17 protein-coding genes and 1 pseudogene (1 of these 18 running past the window's edge) are annotated in these 20,437 nt (G+C 61.0%); 5 read left to right on the top strand and 13 right to left on the bottom strand.

Annotated features, from left to right (window positions below):
• Position 1: 1 nt before the first annotated feature.
• Positions 2–295 carry a putative quinol monooxygenase gene (locus tag KVG85_RS17000; protein ID WP_122611296.1) on the bottom strand — a complete coding sequence of 98 codons (294 nt, stop codon included), beginning with the start codon at positions 293–295 and terminating at the stop codon, positions 2–4.
• A gap of 121 nt (positions 296–416) precedes the next feature.
• Between KVG85_RS17000 and vimR the strand changes: the two genes are divergently transcribed.
• The 3 genes from vimR (at position 417) to KVG85_RS16985 (ending at position 3,893) form a co-directional block, all read left to right on the top strand.
• Complete coding sequence (gene vimR, locus KVG85_RS16995; protein ID WP_217864435.1) at positions 417–1,346, top strand: transcription regulator VimR; 930 nt, start codon at positions 417–419, stop codon at positions 1,344–1,346.
• Positions 1,347–1,663: 317 nt separating this feature from the next.
• Positions 1,664–2,398: an ArsR/SmtB family transcription factor gene (locus KVG85_RS16990; protein ID WP_016771819.1), complete on the top strand. Its 735-nt coding sequence runs from the start codon at positions 1,664–1,666 to the stop codon at positions 2,396–2,398.
• A gap of 127 nt (positions 2,399–2,525) precedes the next feature.
• Positions 2,526–3,893 carry an MFS transporter gene (locus KVG85_RS16985; protein ID WP_217864434.1) on the top strand — a complete coding sequence of 456 codons (1,368 nt, stop codon included), beginning with the start codon at positions 2,526–2,528 and terminating at the stop codon, positions 3,891–3,893.
• A 121-nt stretch (positions 3,894–4,014) separates the two neighbouring features.
• On the opposite strand, the gene KVG85_RS16980 is transcribed toward KVG85_RS16985, so the two are convergent.
• The 3 genes from KVG85_RS16980 to KVG85_RS16970 all read right to left on the bottom strand — a co-directional run bounded on the left by KVG85_RS16980 (position 4,015) and on the right by KVG85_RS16970 (position 7,232).
• Positions 4,015–4,968 carry an adenosine deaminase gene (locus tag KVG85_RS16980; protein ID WP_024011466.1) on the bottom strand — a complete coding sequence of 318 codons (954 nt, stop codon included), beginning with the start codon at positions 4,966–4,968 and terminating at the stop codon, positions 4,015–4,017.
• 80 nt (positions 4,969–5,048) lie between these two features.
• Entirely contained in the window at positions 5,049–6,014 is a 966-nt protein-coding gene (locus KVG85_RS16975; protein ID WP_217864433.1) for a 2-oxoglutarate and iron-dependent oxygenase domain-containing protein, read from the bottom strand.
• 144 nt (positions 6,015–6,158) lie between these two features.
• A complete protein-coding gene (locus KVG85_RS16970; RefSeq protein WP_217864432.1) occupies positions 6,159–7,232 on the bottom strand; it encodes a BMP family ABC transporter substrate-binding protein in 1,074 nt (357 codons plus the stop codon).
• Positions 7,233–7,518: 286 nt separating this feature from the next.
• Here KVG85_RS16970 and KVG85_RS16965 point away from each other — a divergent pair, with 286 nt between their 5' ends.
• The gene (locus tag KVG85_RS16965) at positions 7,519–8,610 is read left to right on the top strand and encodes a calcium:cation antiporter (protein WP_217864431.1); all 1,092 of its coding nucleotides are present in this window, start codon (positions 7,519–7,521) and stop codon (positions 8,608–8,610) included.
• 124 nt (positions 8,611–8,734) lie between these two features.
• Here the strand turns inward: KVG85_RS16965 and KVG85_RS16960 are convergent, their stop codons facing one another.
• The 9 genes and pseudogenes from KVG85_RS16960 to KVG85_RS16920 form a co-directional block, all read right to left on the bottom strand.
• The gene (locus tag KVG85_RS16960; RefSeq protein ID WP_217864430.1) at positions 8,735–10,093 is read right to left on the bottom strand and encodes an 8-oxoguanine deaminase; all 1,359 of its coding nucleotides are present in this window, start codon (positions 10,091–10,093) and stop codon (positions 8,735–8,737) included.
• A gap of 257 nt (positions 10,094–10,350) precedes the next feature.
• Complete coding sequence (locus KVG85_RS16955; protein ID WP_217864429.1) at positions 10,351–11,037, bottom strand: SDR family oxidoreductase; 687 nt, start codon at positions 11,035–11,037, stop codon at positions 10,351–10,353.
• A 276-nt stretch (positions 11,038–11,313) separates the two neighbouring features.
• A complete protein-coding gene (locus KVG85_RS16950) occupies positions 11,314–12,240 on the bottom strand; it encodes an ABC transporter permease (protein ID WP_217864428.1) in 927 nt (308 codons plus the stop codon).
• A complete protein-coding gene (locus tag KVG85_RS16945) occupies positions 12,240–13,346 on the bottom strand; it encodes an ABC transporter permease (protein WP_095180878.1) in 1,107 nt (368 codons plus the stop codon). Before KVG85_RS16945 ends, KVG85_RS16950 begins: the two co-directional genes overlap by 1 nt.
• A gap of 13 nt (positions 13,347–13,359) precedes the next feature.
• Positions 13,360–14,907 carry an ABC transporter ATP-binding protein gene (locus KVG85_RS16940; RefSeq protein ID WP_217864427.1) on the bottom strand — a complete coding sequence of 516 codons (1,548 nt, stop codon included), beginning with the start codon at positions 14,905–14,907 and terminating at the stop codon, positions 13,360–13,362.
• 600 nt (positions 14,908–15,507) lie between these two features.
• Positions 15,508–16,089, bottom strand: a complete 582-nt coding sequence (locus KVG85_RS16935) for an IMPACT family protein (RefSeq protein WP_217864426.1) — start codon at positions 16,087–16,089, stop codon at positions 15,508–15,510.
• 7 nt (positions 16,090–16,096) lie between these two features.
• Positions 16,097–16,747, bottom strand: a complete 651-nt coding sequence (locus tag KVG85_RS16930) for a TetR/AcrR family transcriptional regulator (protein WP_016771809.1) — start codon at positions 16,745–16,747, stop codon at positions 16,097–16,099.
• A gap of 88 nt (positions 16,748–16,835) precedes the next feature.
• Positions 16,836–18,234: pseudogene (locus KVG85_RS16925) on the bottom strand (uracil-xanthine permease family protein).
• 115 nt (positions 18,235–18,349) lie between these two features.
• Positions 18,350–19,270 (bottom strand): LysR family transcriptional regulator, encoded by a 921-nt coding sequence (locus KVG85_RS16920; RefSeq protein WP_016771807.1) that lies wholly within the window; start codon positions 19,268–19,270, stop codon positions 18,350–18,352.
• Between the two features lie 137 nt (positions 19,271–19,407).
• Here KVG85_RS16920 and aptA point away from each other — a divergent pair, with 137 nt between their 5' ends.
• On the top strand, positions 19,408–20,437 hold the 5' portion of the coding sequence (gene aptA / locus KVG85_RS16915; protein WP_217864425.1) for an omega-aminotransferase AptA. The gene runs 320 nt beyond the window's last position; the window shows 1,030 of its 1,350 coding nt (coding positions 1–1,030); its start codon is at positions 19,408–19,410; the stop codon falls past the right edge of the window.

Here is a 20,437-nt window from a genome sequence, read left to right as displayed (position 1 = left end):
ATCAGGCAATTTTGCCGAGGCGTTTGAGCTGGAAGTGTTCGATGGTGTGGCCGGCGCTGGCCTGAAACTTCTGAAAATGCGCGCTGGCGTTGTGCGCCTCAAGAATCTCGTCACTGGCCCACTGTTCGATCACATAAAAAACCTGTTGATCGGCAAGGTCGCGGTGCAGGTCGTACTGGCCACAACCGGGCTCGGCGCGGCTCGGTTCGACGAGGGCACGCAGCGCCTGTTCGAGAACGTCCTGCTGGCCGGGCTTGGCGGTCAGAGTAGCAATAGCGGTAAAGGGCTGTGACATGCGCGGACTCCAGAGAATCGGGATGAATTTGTTGGAGGCCATCATTGGCTATTTCTCTGCGCGATAAAACCGGCTAAAAGAGCAGTCTCTTTCAATATTTTTTTGATAATCGAGGCTGCGCATGCTGCGTTTTGATGACTTGCAGTTGTTTGTTCGCGCGGCGGATCTGGGCAGCCTGTCGGCGGCGGCACGGGTGATGGACATGTCCGCTGCGGTGGCCAGCGCGGCCTTGAAGCGCATCGAGCAGCAACTCGGTGCACGGCTGCTGGCGCGGTCGACCCGCAGCCTGCGCCTGACCGCTGAGGGCGAAGGCTTCCTCGAATATGCCCGCGCCGCCCTGAGCAATCTCGACGAAGGCCGTCGACTGCTCGCCAGCGGACAGGATCAGGTCAGCGGAATTCTGCAACTGTCAGCACCCTCGGACTTCGGCCGCAATCTGCTGCTGCCGTGGCTCGACGCGTTCCAGCGTGAACACCCGAAACTGACGGTGCGCCTGTTACTTGGCGACCGCATCGCCGACCTGTTCCGGCAACCGGTGGACATCGCCCTGCGCTACGGCGAGCCGGAAGATTCCAGCCTGATCGCCTTGCCCATCGCGCCACACAATCGCCGCGTGTTGTGCGCATCTGCGGACTATCTGGCCCGGCATGGCGAACCGCGCCAGCTCGAGCAACTGGCCCAGCACAACTGCCTTTTGTACATGCTCGGCAGCCGCGTCCACGACCACTGGAGTTTTCACGATGGCAAACGCGAAGTCGGCCTGACCGTGAGTGGCGACCGCTTCAGCGATGACGCTGACGTCGTGCGGCTATGGGCGCTGGCCGGTACCGGTATCGCCTACAAATCCTGGCTGGACGTCGGCACCGATGTGCTCGCCGGACGCCTCAAAGTGCTGATGCCGGAACTGCTGTGTGAGCGCGCACCGCTGAATCTGTTGTGCGCCCATCGCGCACAATTGAGTAAGCCGGTGAACCTGCTGAGGGAGATGCTCGCCAGCCGATGCGCCGAATTGAGTAGCCAATTTCCCGGTTTCCTCAAAGTTGATCATTAGTCGCAGGCAATTAGAGAAATTTCTGTCAGGAACAATCGCCACCTGCCCAGGCCCAGGCGCAGGACGTCTGGCTTAACCCGCTTATACTAGCGCCCGCCTCATGCCTGCACTGACACCCGGCGCGCAGACCCCGTAACGCGTTGCCGGCTTTTGGTGACGGTTGCTACTTCTGCTGCCAGGTTGTGTGCCGGAGCAGCTGGTGTCGGTGGCATCCCTTGCCACCGATCCCGGGCGATTTTCGCGTGTTGGCCGATGCCCCATAACCGGCCAGGATGTCTCCGAGCGGTAGACGATACGATTCAACAGGGAGTGAACATATGGAACATGCACCGTGCATCAGCCAGATCGCGACATTGCTGGCCGACCCCAAGCGCAGCGCGATGATGTGGGCGTTGATGGATGGCTCGGCCCGGCAAGCCGAAGAGCTGGCGCTGCTGGCCGGGCTCTCGCCGTCGTCGGCCAGTGCGCATCTGGGACGCCTGTCCGCAGGGGGGCTGTTGAACATCGAAATGCGTGGGCGCAAACGCTTCTTTCGCCTGGCGGCACCGGAAATCGGCGCGGCGATCGAAGCACTGGCCAGCGCCACCATTGCCAGCGCGCCACGGCAAATCCCTGATGCGCTGAAACGCACGGCTCCCATGGTCAGACCACAGGCGGCGCCGTCCTCGCTGTTGCGCGCGCGGTTCTGCGACGATCATCTGGGCGGTACCCTGGCGGCCGACCTGTATCAGCGCCTGCTCGATGCCGGCTGGATCGAACAGCTTGAGCAGCGGGTGGTGGTGACGCACAAGGGCTCCACCCGACTGGCCCAGCGCGGAGTATTCATCCAGGCTCTGGCCCATCGCAACGTGCAGGTCGCCTGCGCCTGCCCGGACTGGAGCGAGCGTCGTCCGCACATGGGCGGCTCACTGGGCGCGGCGCTATTGCAGTTGTTCATGCAGTCCGGCTGGCTGACCTTGCCCAACGATTCCCGCGCCTTGCAGTTGACCGCCACCGGCCAGCGCGAAATCCATCGCTTTGCCAAGGAAACCGAGCTGGAAACAGCGTTCTAGAGCGTTGCTCGGCGATGAGCTGAAGGCAGACGTCGTCCACGGCTGTGAACAGGTCGCATCCAGTACGACCTCTGAATGACCATGACGCACACTCGATCCGGGGATTTTCCGGATGGGGGAGCACAACATGAATACACAACGCTTTAGTGCGGCTGAGCGCCTGGAACGGCTGCCGCTCAGCGGTTATCACCGCGTCATTTTCATCATCATTGCCTTGGCGTTTTTCTTCGATTCCATGGATCTGGCGATGATGACTTTCCTGCTCGGCTCGATCAAAGCCGAGTTCGGCCTGAGCAGTGCACAGGCAGGGCTGCTGGCCAGTTCGAGCTTCTTCGGCATGGTGCTCGGGGCGTCGCTGTCGGGAATGCTCGCCGACCGCTTCGGGCGCAAACCGGTGTTTCAGTGGAGCATCGTGTTGTGGGGCGTGGCCAGTTACCTGTGTTCGACGGCGCAGACGGTGGAGACGCTGACGCTGTTTCGCATCCTGCTCGGAATCGGCATGGGCATGGAGTTTCCCATCGCACAGTCGATGCTGTCGGAATTGATTCCGGCGCAACGACGCGGGCGCTACATCGCCCTGATGGACGGCTTCTGGCCGCTGGGTTTTGTCGCGGCGGGCGTTCTCTCGTACTTCCTGCTGCCGCTGATTGGCTGGCGCGATATCTTCCTGGTACTGGCGGTGCCTGCGGTGTTTGTTCTGGCAATCCGCTTTTTCATCCCTGAGTCGCCGCGCTGGCTGGAACAGGCCGGGCGCGACGCCGACGCGGACAAGGTGTTGAACGGCATCGAAGCGCGGGTGCGTGCTTCGCTGGGCGGTGCGGCGTTACCGGAACCGGTTCGTTTGCCACGCACGGTGACGCCACCGGGTAATTTCTTCTCGGCACTCAAGCAGATCTGGTCGCCGCAATATCGCCAGCGCACGACGATGATCTGGAGTCTGTGGTTCTTCGCATTGTTGGGTTTCTACGGGCTGACTTCCTGGCTCAGCGCATTGCTCCAGCAGTCGGGTTTCGCCGTGACGCAATCGGTGTATTACACGGTGCTGATCTCGCTCGGCGGGATTCCCGGCTTCCTCATGGCGGCGTGGCTGGTCGAGCGTTGGGGGCGCAAACCGGTGTGCATCGTCACCCTGCTCGGCGGCGGGGTGATGGCGTTTCTGTATGGGCAGAGCGCGGTGTTCGGCGGCAACATGGCGCTGCTGATCGGCACCGGATTGTTGATGCAGTTTTTCCTCTTCGGCATGTGGGCGGTGCTCTACACCTACACGCCGGAGCTGTACCCGACTTCGGCACGGGCAACCGGCTCGGGATTCGCCTCGGCGATCGGCCGCGTCGGCTCGCTGCTCGGGCCACTGGTGACCGGGCTGGTGTTCCCGATTACCGGGCAGGGCGGGGTGTTCGCGCTCGGCGCGGCGTGCTTCGCGATTGCGGCGGGCGTGGTGTGGTTGTTCGGGATGGAGACGCGGGGCAAGACCCTGGAAGAGCTTACCGAGTGAAAATCGATATGAATGTGGGAGCGAGCCTGCTCGCGAAAGCGGTGTTTCATTCAACGAAAATGTTGACTGATTCTCCCTCTTCGCGAGCAGGCTCGCTCCCACATTGGTTTTGCGGTGTTGCTTAAGGTTTTACCAACCGCGCATCCAGGCTGTTCTGCGCCAGGCGCTTGGCCTGATCCTGGGTCATGCCCAGATGCTCGTGCAGCGCATGGAAGTTCTCGGTCACGTACCCGCCGAAATACGCCGGGTCATCTGAGTTCACCGTGACCTTCACGCCGCGCTCGAGCATGTCGAGGATGTTGTGCTGCGACATGTGATCGAACACGCAGAGTTTGGTGTTCGACAGCGGGCATACGGTCAGCGGAATCTGCTCGTCGATGATCCGCTGCATCAGGCGCTCGTCTTCGATCGCGCGCACGCCATGGTCGATGCGCTGGATTTTCAGCAGGTCGATGGCTTCCCAGATGTATTCCGGCGGGCCTTCTTCACCGGCGTGGGCGACGGTGAGGAAGCCTTCGTCGCGGGCGCGATCGAAGACGCGTTTGAACTTGCTCGGCGGGTGGCCCATCTCGGAGCTGTCGAGACCGACTGCGACAAACGCATCACGGAACGGCAGCGCCTGATCGAGGGTTTTCTGCGCTTCGTCTTCGCTGAGGTGGCGCAGGAAGCTGAGGATCAAACCGCTGCTGATGCCCAGTTGCGTCTCGCCATCCTTGAGCGCGGCGGCGATGCCGTTGAGCACCACTTCGAACGGGATACCCCGGTCGGTGTGGGTCTGCGGATCGAAGAACGGTTCGGTGTGGATCACGTTTTGTGCTTTGCAGCGCAGCAGGTAGGCCCAGGTCAGGTCGTAGAAATCCTGCGAGGTGCGCAGCACATCGGCGCCCTGGTAATACAGGTCGAGAAATTCCTGCAGGTTGTTGAAGGCGTAGGCCTTGCGCAGGGTTTCGACGTCGCTCCACGGCAGGGCGATCTTGTTGCGTTCGGCCAGGGCGAACAGCAGTTCAGGCTCCAGCGAACCTTCCAGATGCAGGTGCAGTTCGGCTTTGGGCAGGGCGTTGAGCCAGTCGTACATAGTCTTTTCTCATCAGGTGCAATGCCGGCATTCTACAGAGGCTGGCCGCAACAATTGGCAAAACCTGACCAGGTGATCGATCAAACCACCTCTTGCTCGCGACGATAGGCATAGGTATCGGCGAAGCGCGACAGCAGGAATTGCGCACAGGTGGTGGTCGGATATTTCGCCGGGTGCTGTGCATCCTGGCAACCGGGCAGGCATTCGATGCGCGTGTCCGGGTGCGGTTCGGCGAAGAACGGCATCGAGTAACGATCCACGCCCAGCGGGCTGATCACCCGGTGCGGCGTCGAGCGATAACGGTCGTTGCTCCAGCGCGCCATCATGTCGCCGAGGTTGACCACGAACGTGCCGTCAATCGGTGGCGCGTCGATCCATTCACCATTGACGTTCTTCACCTGCAAACCGCCGGCGCTGTCCTGATAGAGCAGGGTGATGCAGCCGTAATCGGTATGGGCACCTGCGCCTTGCTGCTCGACCGAGCTGGCGGTGTGACGCGGCGGATAATGGATCATGCGCAACACGCTGACCGGTTCGACAAAACGCGTATCGAAGAAGTCGCGCTCGATGCCCAGCGCAATGGTCATCGCCCGCAACAGGGTTTGCGCCAGCGCCTGCATGTCGAGGTAGTGCTGCTCCATCAGGGCTTCCCAGCCGGGTTGCGCCGGATGGCGATTGGGGCCGCGCAAAGGTTTCTCCGCGAGCACCTCGGGATGCTCGGCCGGCAGGTGCAGGCCCATGTCGAAGGTTTCTTTGAGGTCACTGGGTTTGTCCGGGTCCAGTTGCTCGGTGGCAATCGCACCGTAGCCGCGATGGTGGCGGGTCTGAGTAATGTCGATCTTGAGTTTTTCTGCGGCTGGCAATGCAAAGAAGCGCTGGGCGTGATCGAGCAGATCGTCGATGCGCTGCGCCGAGATCGGATGGCCCTTGATGTAGAAAAAGCCCCACTCGCGACAGGCTTGGTCGATTTGTTCGGCCACCGCAGGCCAGGCGTTTTCGTCGTCGCTATAGAGCGGGCTGATATCAATGATCGGAAGCTGATCCATACACAATCCTTGAATACGCTGTGTTTCCAATGTGGGAGCGAGCCTGCTCGCGAAGACGGAGTGTCAGACAACATTTTTGTTAATGACACACCGCTTTCGCGAGCAGGCTCGCTCCCACAGGGTTTTGTGTGGTGAATCGGGGGACTACTTCGGCATCTCGGCCTTCATGCCCTCAACGTAATAATTCATCGACGCCAGTTCCGCATTGGTCGCGCTCACGCCTGCGGGGATTTTTTCCACACCGGCCTGATCCTTGATCGGCCCGGTAAACGGCTGCAACGCGCCGCTCTTGATGTCAGCGATCAACTGCTCGGCCTCGGCTTTCACCGGCGCCGGCACCAGATCGCTGATCGGCAGTTCCACCGTGCCTTCCTTCAACCCGCCCCAGTAATCCTGGGATTTCCAGGTGTGATCGATCACGCTCTGCGTCGCCTGAATGTAGTGCGGCGCCCAGTCGTTGACGATCGAGGTCAGCACGGCTTTCGGGCCGAAGTGGGCCATGTCCGAGGCATAGCCCACGGCATACACGCCGCGCCGTTCGGCAGCCTGGATCGGCGCCGGGCTGTCGGTGTGCTGGAACACTACGTCGACGCCCTGATCGATCAGCGCGTTGGCGGCGTCGGCTTCCTTGCCCGGATCGAACCAGGAGTTGACCCACACCACTTTGATTTCGGTGCCAGGGTTGTACTTGTTCAAGGCCAGCTGGATGGCGTTGATGTCGCGGATCACTTCCGGAATCGGGAACGAGGCGACATAGCCGATCTTCTTGGTCTTGGTCATCTTCGCCGCGAGGAAACCGCCGACGTAACGGCCCTCGTAAGTGCGCGCCAGGTAGGTGCCGAGGTTCTTGTCCTGCTTGTAGCCTGTGGCGTGTTCGAAAGTGACCTTGGGAAATTGCCTGGCGACTTTCACTGTCGGGTTCATGTAGCCGAAAGACGTGGTGAAGATCAGGTCATATTTGTCCTTGGCCATGTTGCGGATCACCCGCTCGGCGTCGGCGCCCTCGGCGACGTTTTCCACGTAGTTGGTGGTGATCTGCGTGCCGAGTTTTTCCGCCAGGGCCTTGCGCCCCTGTTCGTGCTGATACGTCCAGCCGTGGTCACCGATCGGGCCGATGTAGACGAAACCGACCTTCAGCGGATCGGCAGCGCTGGTGCTCAGGCTGATTCCCAGACCGATGGCGGCGTACAGCAGTTTGTGCAGCGGACGTATTGGCATGAACCCGAACTCCATTTTGTTGTGTGTGCCCAGGGCCAATGCAAATTGCTGACCAACAGGACAATAAATAATCCACAACCGCAGTGCGGCCTTCGCGAGCAGGCTCGCTCCCACAGGGGACGCATTTCAATGTGGGAGCGAGCCTGCTCGCGAAGAGGCCGGCAAGGCCAATAAAAGTGCATGCCTGAATCCAGCTGCCATCGCGTGGTGCGCAAAGATGTAACGAAACGTTAGCGGCGCGCAGCAGTCAGTAGCTTCATCAGCTCTTTTCGGCAAAAGGCCCCCCATGTTCTCGATCCTTAAACAAGAAAGCTTTCTGCTGCTGGCAGTCCTTGCCGCGTGCGTCGCTTATCCACTGGAACATTGGCTGTTGCACAGCGGTCAGATCGTCGCGCTGGGCGGCGGTCTGCTGCTGATCGCCTTTATCGTCGCCGCTTCGATGCGCGTCGCTCATCACGCCGAACTGCTCGCGGAAAAGGTCGGCGACCCCTACGGCACGATGATCCTCACGCTCTCGGCGGTGCTGGTCGAAGTGGTGATCCTGGCGATCATGATGAGCAACGAAGCCTCGGCGACGCTGGTGCGCGACACGATTTATTCAGCGGTCATGCTCGACATCAACGGCATCCTCGGCCTCGCCGCTTTGATGGGCGGGATCAAACACGGCGAGCAGTCCTACAACGACGATTCGGCGCGCAGCTACAGCGTGATGATTCTCACCGCGATGGGCGTGTCGATGGTGGTCCCGGAGTTCATTCCCGAGGCCAACTGGAAGATGTATTCGGCGTTCACCATTGGCGCAATGATGGTGCTCTACGCGCTGTTCCTGCGCATGCAGGTCGGCCCGCACAGTTACTTTTTCAGCTACAGCTACCCGGACAAACGTCGCAAGAAAGAGCCGGTCGAGCAGGAGCCGAAGCCGGTCAGCCTGGCGCTGTCGGTCGGCATTCTGGTGTCGGGGGTGGTGATCATCGGCGCACTGGCCGAGGTGATGTCCAAGACCCTCGATCTGGGCCTGGAAGGCACGGGCGCGCCGCCGGTGATCACGGCGATTCTGGTGGCAGCGATTTCCGCCGCGCCGGAGATTCTGACTGCACTGCGTGCGGCACTGGCCAATCGCATGCAGTCGGTGGTCAACATTGCGATGGGCGCGTCACTGTCGACGGTGATTCTGACCGTGCCGGTGATGGAAGCGATGGCGCTGTACACCGGCCAGCCGTTTCAAATGGCGATGACCCCGGTGCAGACGGTGATGATCTTCATCACCCTGATCGTCAGCGCGATCAACCTCAATGACGGCGAAACCAACGCCATTGAGGGCATGACGCATTTTGTACTGTTTGCCACATTCATCATGCTGTCGCTACTTGGTCTCTAAGCCCACACAAAACAACTGTGGGAGCGAGCCTGCTCGCGAAAGCGGTGTGTCATCCAACAAACATGTTGTCTGACACTCCCTCTTCGCGAGCAGGCTCGCTCCCACAGTTTTGAACGGCGGTGACTCAGGTCCCGGCGATCAACTGGCGAGCCGCCTGGCTGTGATCGGAGATCAAACCTTTCAGGTCCAGCCCTTCAACCTGCCCATCGACCACACGCCACTTGCCCCCGATCATCACCCGATCCGCCCGATCCGCGCCGCACAACAACAGCGCCGAAATCGGATCATGGCTACCGGAGAAGCGCAGTTCATCGAGCTTGAACAACGCGAGATCCGCCTGTTTGCCGACGGCGATTTCGCCGATGTCAGTGCGGCCGAGCAGGCTCGCCGAACCTTTGGTCGCCCAGCCCAGTACGCGCTCCGGGGTGATCTTTTCGGCGCCGTAGCGCAGGCGCTGGATGTACAGCGCCTGACGCGCTTCGAGGATCATGTTCGAGGCATCGTTGGACGCCGAGCCGTCGACGCCTAGACCGAACAGCGCGCCGGCGTCGGTCAGCTCGATGCTCGGGCAGATGCCGGACGCCAGGCGCATGTTCGAGCTTGGGCAGTGGCAGATGCCGGTACCGGCCTGGCCGAGGCGGGCGATTTCGTCGGGGTTGAAATGGATGCCGTGGGCCAGCCAGGTACGCGGGCCGAGCCAGCCGACGCTGTCCAGATAATCGACGGTGCGCAGACCGAAACGTTGCAGGCAGAAGTCTTCTTCATCGAGGGTTTCAGCGAGGTGGGTGTGCAGACGCACATCGAGCTTGTTCGCCAGATCAGCGCTGGCCGACATGATTTCCGGGGTCACGGAAAATGGCGAACATGGCGCCAGGGCGATCTGGATCTGCGCGCCGTCGCCACGCTCGTGATACTCGTGAATCAGCCGCTGGCTGTCATCGAGAATCACCTGACCTTCCTGCACCGTTTGTTGCGGAGGCAGGCCGCCGTCCTTCTCGCCAAGGCTCATCGAGCCGCGCGTGAGCATGGCGCGCATGCCCAGTTCACGCACCGTATCGACCTGCACGTCGATGGCGTTTTCCAGACCGTCCGGGAACAGATAGTGATGGTCGGCAGCGGTGGTGCAACCCGAGAGCAGCAATTCGGCCAGCGCCACTTTGGTGGCGAGGGCGAGTTTTTCCGGGGTCAGCCTCGCCCATACCGGGTACAGGGTTTTCAGCCACGGAAAGAGCGGCTGATTGACCACCGGCGCCCAGGCGCGGGTCAGGGTTTGATAGAAGTGATGGTGAGTGTTGATCAGGCCCGGCAGGATCACATGCTCGCGGGCATCGAACACTTCATTGCACGGCGCCGACGGCTGTTGACCGGCAGCGAGCACTTCGACGATGACACCGTCTTGCACGACTAGACCGCCACGGGCATCAAGCTCGTTGGAGGTGAAAATGGCGAGGGGGTTTTTTAACCAGGTACGGGTCGCAGGCATTGTGGCCGGCTCCTCTGAAAGTTGGGTTCAGGGTTGCCAGCTCAGTGTTGCCCTGTCTGCTGATCCAGGGTCGCCGCGAAGGACGAGGCGCGCAGTTTCAAACAAATCGCCGCGCCGGGCAAGCGCCACCCGACCATTCACCATCATCCCCCTGTGGGAGCGAGCCTGCTCGCGAAGGCGTCCTGTCAGTCGATACAGATTTACCTGACAGATCGTATTCGCGAGCAGGCTCGCTCCCACATCGGGATTTTCAGTGCTTACCAGGGAATGGTTTCACCCTTGTAATTGACGAAGTGATGCCCGCCCTTGCCGGTGAACGCATTGACCTGATCGATCAGCCCGCGGGTGCTGGTCTCGACGTCGAGATCGGCGCCTTCGCCGCCCATGTCGGTCTTCACCCAGCCCGGGTGCAGCGAAAGTACGGTCAGTTTCTGCTCGCCCAGTTGCGTGACAAAACTGTTGGTCATCGAATTCAGCGCCGCCTTGCTCGCCTTGTACAACGCCAGCTCCGGCGCGTCGGGCATGGTCACGCTGCCGAGCACCGAACTCATGAACGCCAGCACGCCGCTGCCGTCGCGGATCTGCCCGACGAAACGCTGGGCCAGATTGATCGGCGCCACCGCGTTGGTGAAAAACAGTTGCCCGACCTCGGCCAGTGTCGCGCCGCCCGGCGTCTGCACGTCCGGGCCTTTGACCCCGGCGTTGACGAACAACAGATCGAAGGTTTCGCCCTTGAGTTTCTGGCTTAGAGCGATCACCGCTTGCTGATCGTCCATGTCGAGCTTCTCGATGCGCACGTCACCCAGCGCTTGCAGCGCCTCGGCCTTCTGCGGATTGCGCACCGTCGCGGTGACCTGCCAGCCATCGGCCAGCAGGGTCTTCACCAGACCGAGGCCCAAGCCGCGGGAGGCGCCGATGATCAGTGCGTTTTTTGCCTGAGACATGATGGGTTTCCTTGAAAGTCAGCATTCAGGATTCAATGGACACGCCTGACCGAGCCACAGTTGCAGCGCTTGGCGAAAACAGGCTTTGACCCCGGAGCATACTCCAGGCTCGCTGACTTTCTCGAGATTGTTTGAGCAGGAATTGTTGTGGGTCGTGCTCCAGGTGTTGCCCGTGCGGACGCCTTCGCGAGCAGGCTCGCTCCCAAATTTGCCCGCGTTCACTCAGATCCCCTGTGGGAGCGAGCCTGCTCGCGAAGAGGCCCGCTCTGACATCAACTAATGTCCCGATTGCAACGGCTGCCCCAACGAAACCGGCGCATACAACCGAGTGCGCACGGCATCGCGGGACAGCAACACCAGCACCAAGATCGTCGCCACATACGGCAGCATCGCCAGCAGGCTCGAAGGAATCGCCAGTCCCAGCCCCTGTGCCACCAAGTGCAGGATGCTGGCAAGGCCGAACAGATACGCCCCAAGCAACAACCGCCACACCCGCCAACTGGCAAACACCACCAGCGCCAGAGCGATCCAGCCGCGCCCTGCGGTCATGTTTTCCGCCCACATCGGCGTGTAGGCCAGCGACAGATAAGCCCCGGCCAGCCCGGCCATTGCTCCGCCGAACAACACCGCCAAGGTGCGTACGGTCAGCACCGGCAAGCCCATGGCGCTGGCCGCATCCGGGTTTTCTCCGACCGCCTGAATGATCAGGCCGACACGGCTTTTGATGATCACCCACGCCACCAGCGCAAACAGCGCGAACGACAGATACACCAGCAGATCCTGGGCAAACAGCATCCGCCCGATCAGCGGGATCTCACTCAGATACGGAATCGCCAGAGGCTCGAAACCCGCCAGCGGCTTACCCACCCATGCCGCGCCGACAAACGTCGAAAGCCCGACGCCAAAGATCGTCAGGGCCAAACCGGTGGCCACCTGATTGGCGTTGAACACCAGCGCGACCAGGGCAAACAGTGACGACAACAACATCCCGGCCAACATCGCCAGCAGCACACCCAGCCACAGGTTGCCGCTGTTCAGCGCGACGATAAAACCGATCACCGCACCGAACAGCATCATGCCTTCCTGGCCGAGGTTGAGGACGCCGCTTTTCTCGCAGATCAACTCACCCAATGCCACCAGCAACAGCGGCGTGCCGCAGCGGACCATCGCGTAGAAAATATTGCTCAACAGATCGATATCCATCACAGCGCTCCGGCGGTTACGGCAGGGGTCGAGGCGCGCCGGGTCCAGCGCAGTTTCAGGCGTGGCCGATAAAGAATCAGCACGTCACAGGCGAGCAGGAAAAACAGCATCATGCCCTGGAACAACTGGGTGATCGCTTGCGGCAGATTGAGCGACATCTGCGCGCTCTCGCCGCCGATGTACAGCAGCGCCATCAGCAGACTGGAGAACAGAATGCCGAGCGGGTTGAGCCGCCCGAGAAACGCCACGGTAATCGCCGCGTAGCCATAGCCCGGCGACACCTGCGGCACCAATTGGCCAATCGGCCCGGTCACTTCGCAGACCCCGGCGAGCCCGGCCAGAGCACCGCTGATCAACAGCGCCAGCCAGATCAGGCGCTTCTCTCGAAAGCCGACAAAACCTGCCGCACGTTTGTCCAGCCCGAGCACTTTGATCTGGAAGCCGATGAAGCTTTTCTGCAACAACACCCACACCGCAACCAGCGCGAGCAGGGCGAAATACACCCCGGCATGCACGCGGCCGTCCTCCAGCAGCAGCGGCAAACGACTGGCGTCGCCGAACATCGCCGACTCGGGGAAATTGAAGCCCGCCGGATCCTTCAACGGCCCGTGCACGCAGAACAGCAGCAGGTTCAGCGCGATGTAGTTGAGCATGATGCTGGTGAGGATTTCGTTGGCGTTGAAGCGCGTGCGCAGCCATGCGGTGAGCCCGGCCCATGCGGCGCCCGCCAGCGTGCCGGTCAGCAGAATCAGCACCAGCGCCCAGCGACTTTGCATGTCGATAACGTTCACTGCCAGAGCACTGCCGGCCAAGGCGCCAAGTAGAAGTTGGCCTTCGGCGCCGATGTTCCAGATCCGCGCCTGATAGGCCACGGCCAGGCCGAGTGCGCAGAGCAGAATCGGCAGCGCCTTGACCAGCAATTCAGACACGCCATACAAATCGCTGACCGGTGCGATCAGCAGTGTGTGCAAGGTTTGCAGCGGATCGTGGCCCAGCGCGATGAACAACAGCGAGCCGCAGCCGAGGGTCAGCGCCGCCGCCAATAACGGCGAGCACCACAGCATCAGGCGCGATTGCTGGCCACGGGGTTCGAGAGAAAGCAGCATGGTTGGAACTCCGTTAAACCGAGGCGGCGCGAGGTGAGTGATCGAACTGGCCGGCCATCCACGCGCCGACATCGCTCAGTTGTGTAGCGCCAGTATCTTGCAGCGCCGACAGACGCCCGCCGCACAGCGCGCCGAGGCGATCGCTGATCTGGAACAGCTCATCGAGGTCTTCGGAAATCACCAGAATCGCCGCGCCGGCATCGCGCAGGGCAATCAACGCGCGATGGATGGTGGCGGCGGCGCCAACGTCGACGCCCCAGATCGGGTGCGCAGCGATCAGCAGTTTCGGTTGCTGAAGAATTTCCCGGCCGAGGATGAATTTCTGCAAGTTGCCGCCGGACAGGCTGCGCGCGGCGGTTTGCGTGTCCGGGGTTTTCACGCCGAAGCGCTGGATGATCTGCTGCGCGAGGGCTTCGACTTTGCCGCGTTGAATCAACCCGTGGCTGACCAGCCCGTGCTGAAAAGCACTGAGCAGGGCGTTGTCGGCCAGACTTAACTCAGGAACCGCGCCGTGGCCAAGGCGTTCGGCCGGCACGAAGGCCAAACCCAGTTTGCGCCGCGCATCCGGGCGCAGATCGGCAACGTTTTGCTCTGCGAAGCGAAGGGTCGCCGCCTGCGCGCGCGGTAAGGGCTGTTCGCCGCTGAGCAGGGCGAGCAACTCATCCTGCCCATTGCCCGCGACCCCGGCGATGCCGACGATTTCACCACTGCGCACTTGCAGGTCGATGTCTGTCAGCGAGCAACCAAAAGGGTCCGGGTTGTGCCAGCTCAAACCCTGCACCTGCAGAAACACCGCGCCACCGCTGACCTTCGGATACTCGCCAATCAAAGCCGCCGCTTCACCGACCATCATTTGCGCCAGTTGCTGGTCCGAACATTCGGCGGGCACGCAATGCCCGGCAACCCGACCGCCGCGCAGCACCGTGGCGCTGTGGCACAAGGCGCGCACTTCACCGAGCTTGTGGCTGATAAACAGAATGCTGCAGCCCTCGTCGGCGAGGCGACGCAGGGTGATGAACAATTCGTCCGCCTCTTGCGGGGTCAGCACCGAGGTCGGCTCATCGAGAATCAGCAGGCGGATGTCCTGCATCAGGCAACGAATGATTTCCACCCGCTGGCGCTCGCCGATCGACAGGCTGTGGACAAGTCGCTCCGGCTCCAGCGCCATGCCGTAACGCCGCGAGACTTCGCGAATCTTCGGCTCCAGTTGCTTCGGCGTGCCGGCCGCCGCGCCCATCGCCAGGGCAATGTTCTGCGCGACGCTGAGGGTTTCGAACAGCGAGAAATGCTGGAACACCATGCCAATGCCCAGCTGCCGCGCCTGCGCCGGGTTGCGCATCTGCACGTGCTGCCCCTCCCAGAGCATTTCGCCGCTATCGCACTGGGTGACCCCGTAGATGATTTTCATCAACGTACTTTTGCCCGCGCCGTTTTCACCGAGCAGGGCATGGATTTCACCCGGCGCGATGCTCAGGTCGATGGCATCGTTGGCCAGACATCCGGGGTAGCGTTTGCTGATCTGGCGCAGTTGCAGGCGCGGTGGGGAAGGGGCGATGGACATGACAGGCTCGACTGACTGAGTTGTGCCTGTGGATAAAGCAATTTCCTGGCCATTGAGTCAGGAACGCTTGCGGAGCCAGTCCGCAAGTGCCGACAGCAGCGCATCGGCGGGCGTTTTGTTTTTCAATCGAGCACCAATTCAGCGCAAAGTCATTGAACAGGCTCCAGTTTTGCCCGCTTGCAGTTGGTTAAAAAACGAGCAACTGCCTGGGAGCCAGACAGATCCAGCGGCTGCGGCGGTCATGAACGGCTTATCCACAGGTTGCTCCACAGTAATTGTGCGCAAGCGCCGAGGGTGGGCATAAGCACTGCGATGCTTTGTTCTAATGGTCATAAACGAAGGTAACTGTTTGTTTTTACTCTTGATTTCCCTTTCGTCGGGTCAATTGAACGAAAATTGAACAAATCGCGCAAAGCCGCATGACAGAAGGGTTACAGCGGTGTGTGCTCAGGTTATCCACAGTCGGGTGCACAGCAGGTGTGGGCAAGTCGCCAATTGGGGAATGCCCTAAAAAAGATCGCAGCGTTCCGCAGCTCCTACAATCGGAATGCGATCCCCTGTAGGAGCTGCCGAAGGCTGCGATCTTTTGATCTTCCACTCTCAACGCTGCAACAAAATCCGCCCCCGGCTCAGATCCGCCAACTGACCCTGCAACACGTCGATCTGCGCTTGCCCCACCGCCAACTTCAACTCCACCCCATTGGCCGTGAAGTTTTCCTCCACCACCAATCCACCGAGATCCGCCACGCGCAACTTCACCAGTGCCAACTCGGCAAATCCGCAAGCGCAAGTCAGCGGCACGCGGCTGATCAGCTCGACTTTCTGCGCCGCTTGCAGGCACTTGTTGGCGCCGCCGCCATAGGCCCGGGCCAAACCGCCGGTGCCCAGTTGAATGCCGCCGTACCAGCGAATCACCAGCACCGCGACCTGATCGCAATCCTGAGCTTCTATCGCCGCCAGAATGGGGCGCCCGGCCGTGCCGCCCGGCTCGCCGTCGTCAGTGCTGCGGTATTGCGCGCCGAGTTTCCACGCCCAGCAATTGTGCGTGGCATTCAAATCGCTTTGCTGCTCGAAAAACGCCTGCGCATCGGCGGGGCTGCTGATCGGCGTCGCCAGAGTGATGAAACGGCTTTTGCGAATCTCTTCGCGGTACTCGCAAAAACCGCTGAGGGTGAAAGGCATAAACGTCTTATAGAGAAGGAGTGAGGCCGCAGCCTTTGAGAATGATGCGGATCAGGTTGTTGCCGGCGTCTTCCATGTCCTGCTTGGTCAACTTGCTGCGCCCGGTGACGCGGCAGATCTGCGTGGCGAAGTCGGCATAATGCTGAGTGCTGCCCCACAGCAGGAAAATCAGGTGCACCGGGTCGACCGGGTCCATTTTGCCCGCATCGATCCACGCCTGAAACACGGCCGCGCGCCCGGTGAACCAGGTGCGGTAATCCTGATTGAAATATTCGCTCAGGCATTCGCCGCCGCTGATCACTTCCATGGCGAAGATTCGCGAAGCCTGTGGCTGGCGCCGGGAGAACTCCATCTTCGCGCGGATGTAGCGGGTCAGCGCTTCGGCCGGGTCATCCTCGGCAGTGAGGGTGTTGAAGGTGCTGTCCCACAACTCGATGATGTTGCTCAGCACTGCTACATACAAACCGAGCTTGTTGGTGAAGTAGTAATGCAGGTTGGCCTTGGGCAGCCCGGCATTCTGCGCGATGGTGTTCATGCTGGTGCCTTTGAACCCGTGACGGGCGAACTCGTCTTCGGCGGCTTTGAGAATGGTCTCTTCGTTCTTCTGACGAATGCGGCTGGCGGGTTTGCCGCCGTGGGCTGGGACTTCAAAGGTCATAGGCACTTCCGGGATTGTCTGTGGGTGCAACCAGCTGCGTTGATAGCGCACCCACAGGCATCCGACAAGTCCTGGCGCGGAAAAACAGTTACGCCTGTTCGATCTTGTTCAATGACGCGGGGCTTTTTGTCTCAGCGGTTTTGCCTTCCGGCAACAACAGACAGAGGACGATTGCCGTCAGCCCGCCGCTGGTGATCGCCGAGTCGAACAGGTTCTGCACCAGTTTCGGCAGCAGGTGCAGCAGGTTCGGTTGCGCGGCGATGCCGAGGCCGACGCCGAACGAAGTGGCGATGATCAACATGCTGCGCCGGTCCAGCGGCGACTGCGCGAGAATGCGCGAGAATGCGCACGCCCGCCGCCGCCACAGCGCCGAACATCACCAGCGTTGCGCCGCCCAGTACCGGTTTCGGAATCTGTTGCAGCACCGCGCCGATCATCGGGAACAGGCCGAGGCAAAACAGGATCGCGCCGATGTACAGGCCGACGTAGCGGCTGGCCACACCGGTCAATTGGATCACCCCGTTGTTTTGCGCGAACGTTGTGTTGGGGAAGGCGCTGAAGGTCGCCGCGATCATGCAGCTCACACCGTCACCGAGCACGCCACCGCGCAAGCGGCTTATATAAGAAGGGCCGCTGATCGGTTGGCGGGCAAGCATGCAATTGGCGGTGAGGTCGCCGACGGTTTCGATGGTGCTGATCAGGTAAATCAGCGCGACCGGCAGGAAAGCCGTCCAGTCGAAGTTGAATCCGAACTTGAACGGCGTAGGAAAACTCACCAGTGGCAAGTCAGGCAACGGCTGTGGCAGCAATTTTCCGCTGAACCACGCAGCGAGACTGCCGAGCACCAGTCCGATGATGATCGCCGACAGTCGCACCCACGGCGTATTCGAGCGGTTGAGCAGAATGATTGTCAGCAGCACGAACACGCCCAAGGCCAGATTGCCCGGCGTGCCGAAGTCCGGCGCGTTGAAGCCGCCACCCAGATCGGTGATGCCGACCTTGATCAGGCTGATGCCGATCAGCGTGATGACGATGCCGGTCACCAGCGGTGTCACCACTCGGCGCAACTGACCGATGAAGCGGCTGAGCACAATCTGCACGATTGCGCCGAAAAAGCACACGCCGAAAATCATCGCCAGGATATCTTCCGGGCTGCCGCCGCGCTGCTTGACCAGAAACCCGGCCGACAGCACCGCACCGAGAAACGCGAAACTGGTGCCTTGCAGACAGATCATCCCCGCGCCAATGCCGAACGGTCGCCGCGCCTGGATAAAAGTGCCGACGCCCGAGACCATCAGCGCCATGCTGATCAGGTACGGTAGATGCGCGGTCAGCCCGAGCGCGGAACCGATCACCAGTGGCGGGGTGATGATGCCGACGAAACTCGCGAGCACGTGTTGCAGCGCGGCGAGAATGGCGGCGAGTGGTTTGGGGCGGTCGTTGAGGCCGTAGATCAGTTCACTGGACGAATCGGAATCTGGCTGCATGGCTTTGGCTTCTTGAAGGAGAGTTACCCCTTCTCTGCAAAAACCTGTCCACTTGCTCAGGTTATTCCTCGATTCTGTCGATTAGGCCCAGTCGGGCTGGGCTCTGCGCGCTTATCTATCGCGTTGCGGCCAGACTCTCGAGGAAACTTTCCAGCACCAAATGAGGGCGCCGCCCCTTGCGCGTGACCGATGCCAGACTCAAATCGTAAAAACGCGTGCCGGCCTTGAGCGCACGCAAGCGCCCCTGCTGTACCCAAAGATTGGCGTAGTGATCCGGCAGGTAACCGATGTAGCGCCCGGTCAGAATCAGAAACGCCATGCCTTCACGGTCAGAGGCACTGGCGGTGCAGTTGAGCGCCTGATAATGCGCCTGAATCTCCGCCGGCAAACGAAAGGTCGGCGCAATCGCGTCCTGACTGTCGAGGCGTTGATCATCGAGTTGTTTGTCGTCGACATAAAACAGCGGATGACCCACCGCGCAATACAGCAGCGAGCGCTCGCTGTACAACGGCTGATATTCCAGTCCCGACAAGGCGCTGGCCTGCGGTACCACGCCAACGTGCAGGCGCCCGTCGAGCACACCTTGTTCAACTTCGTTTGGTGCAATCATGCGAATCTGGATCTGCACATCCGGCCCGCGTTCTTTTAACTGCGCGAGGGCGTGGGTGATGCGCATGTGCGGCAGGGTGACGAGGTTGTCGGTGAGGCCGATGATCAGCTCGCCGCGCAGGTGTTGGTGCAGGCCGTTGACCTCAGTGCGGAAACTCTCCAGCGCGCTCAACAATTGCAGCGCTGATTGATACACCTCACGACCTTCCTCGGTCAGGGAAAACCCGGCCCGGCCACGCTGGCACAAGCGCAAGCCGAGGCGCTGTTCCAGATCGCTCATCTGCTGGCTAATCGCCGAGCGGCCGATGCCGAGCACGGTTTCCGCTGCGGAGAAGCCGCCACACTCCACGACACTGCGAAAAATCCGCAGCAAACGGATATCAAAGTCACTGACCTGGGCTAACGGATCGGCGCGGCGGCTGCTCATTTCTTGTTCTCTTTGTTTAGCAATGAACTAACTGAAGGTTAGAAGAGTTGGATTTCACCGACTTTATCGCCGTGGCAATTTAGCTGCAACAACGCTTTCCATCTCCCTGACGCTTATGCCCTGCGAGGTTTTGCCCGATGAACATGCCTGAAAACGCGCCGTCGCCACTGGCCAGCCAACTGAAGCTGGACGCGCACTGGATGCCGTACACCGCCAACCGCAACTTTCAGCGCGACCCGCGTTTGATCGTCGGCGCTGAAGGCAGCTGGCTGTTCGACGACAAGGGCCGCAAGATCTACGACTCGCTGTCCGGTCTGTGGACCTGCGGCGCCGGGCACACCCGCAAGGAAATTCAGGAAGCCGTTTCGAAACAGCTGGGCACCCTCGATTACTCGCCGGGTTTCCAGTACGGCCATCCGTTGTCGTTTCAACTGGCAGAGAAAATCACTGAGCTGACCCCGGGCAATCTGAACCATGTGTTCTTCACCGACTCTGGTTCCGAGTGCGCCGATACTGCGGTGAAAATGGTCCGTGCCTACTGGCGCCTGAAAGGCCAGGCGACCAAGACTAAAATGATCGGCCGCGCCCGTGGCTACCACGGTGTGAACATCGCCGGCACCAGCCTCGGCGGCGTCAACGGGAACCGCAAGCTGTTCGGCCAGTCGATGATGGACGTCGATCACCTGCCGCACACACTGCTGGCGAGCAATGCCTTTTCCCGTGGCATGCCGGAGCAGGGCGGTATTGCTTTGGCCGATGAACTGCTCAAGTTGATCGAACTGCACGACGCTTCCAACATCGCTGCGGTGTTCGTTGAACCGATGGCCGGCTCTGCCGGGGTACTGGTTCCGCCGCAGGGTTACCTCAAGCGTCTGCGCGAGATATGCGATCAGCACAACATCCTGCTGGTGTTCGACGAAGTGATCACCGGTTTCGGCCGCACCGGTTCGATGTTCGGCGCCGAGAGCTTCGGCGTGACCCCGGACCTGATGTGCATCGCCAAACAAGTCACCAACGGCGCGATTCCGATGGGCGCGGTGATTGCCAGCTCCGAGATCTACCAGACCTTCATGAACCAGCCGACGCCGGAATACGCCGTGGAATTCCCCCACGGCTACACCTATTCGGCGCACCCGGTGGCCTGTGCCGCCGGTCTTGCGGCACTCG

Origin of the sequence: Pseudomonas triticicola (assembly GCF_019145375.1) — a bacterium.
In the GTDB taxonomy this organism is placed as follows: Bacteria; Pseudomonadota; Gammaproteobacteria; order Pseudomonadales; family Pseudomonadaceae; genus Aquipseudomonas; species Aquipseudomonas triticicola.
Note: the sequence above shows the minus strand (reverse complement) of the source record. Positions and strands in the feature narration are given on the sequence as shown.

Bases quoted from the DNA above. Each gene is read 5' to 3' on its own strand.
- KVG85_RS17000 (WP_122611296.1), bottom strand. From the start codon at position 295: ATGTCACAGCCCTTTACCGCTATTGCTACTCTGACCGCCAAGCCCGGC.
- vimR (WP_217864435.1), top strand. From the start codon at position 417: ATGCTGCGTTTTGATGACTTGCAGTTGTTTGTTCGCGCGGCGGATCTG.
- KVG85_RS16990 (WP_016771819.1), top strand. From the start codon at position 1,664: ATGGAACATGCACCGTGCATCAGCCAGATCGCGACATTGCTGGCCGAC.
- KVG85_RS16985 (WP_217864434.1), top strand. From the start codon at position 2,526: ATGAATACACAACGCTTTAGTGCGGCTGAGCGCCTGGAACGGCTGCCG.
- KVG85_RS16980 (WP_024011466.1), bottom strand. From the start codon at position 4,968: ATGTACGACTGGCTCAACGCCCTGCCCAAAGCCGAACTGCACCTGCAT.
- KVG85_RS16975 (WP_217864433.1), bottom strand. From the start codon at position 6,014: ATGGATCAGCTTCCGATCATTGATATCAGCCCGCTCTATAGCGACGAC.
- KVG85_RS16970 (WP_217864432.1), bottom strand. From the start codon at position 7,232: ATGCCAATACGTCCGCTGCACAAACTGCTGTACGCCGCCATCGGTCTG.
- KVG85_RS16965 (WP_217864431.1), top strand. From the start codon at position 7,519: ATGTTCTCGATCCTTAAACAAGAAAGCTTTCTGCTGCTGGCAGTCCTT.
- KVG85_RS16960 (WP_217864430.1), bottom strand. From the start codon at position 10,093: ATGCCTGCGACCCGTACCTGGTTAAAAAACCCCCTCGCCATTTTCACC.
- KVG85_RS16955 (WP_217864429.1), bottom strand. From the start codon at position 11,037: ATGTCTCAGGCAAAAAACGCACTGATCATCGGCGCCTCCCGCGGCTTG.
- KVG85_RS16950 (WP_217864428.1), bottom strand. From the start codon at position 12,240: ATGGATATCGATCTGTTGAGCAATATTTTCTACGCGATGGTCCGCTGC.
- KVG85_RS16945 (WP_095180878.1), bottom strand. From the start codon at position 13,346: ATGCTGCTTTCTCTCGAACCCCGTGGCCAGCAATCGCGCCTGATGCTG.
- KVG85_RS16940 (WP_217864427.1), bottom strand. From the start codon at position 14,907: ATGTCCATCGCCCCTTCCCCACCGCGCCTGCAACTGCGCCAGATCAGC.
- KVG85_RS16935 (WP_217864426.1), bottom strand. From the start codon at position 16,089: ATGCCTTTCACCCTCAGCGGTTTTTGCGAGTACCGCGAAGAGATTCGC.
- KVG85_RS16930 (WP_016771809.1), bottom strand. From the start codon at position 16,747: ATGACCTTTGAAGTCCCAGCCCACGGCGGCAAACCCGCCAGCCGCATT.
- KVG85_RS16920 (WP_016771807.1), bottom strand. From the start codon at position 19,270: ATGAGCAGCCGCCGCGCCGATCCGTTAGCCCAGGTCAGTGACTTTGAT.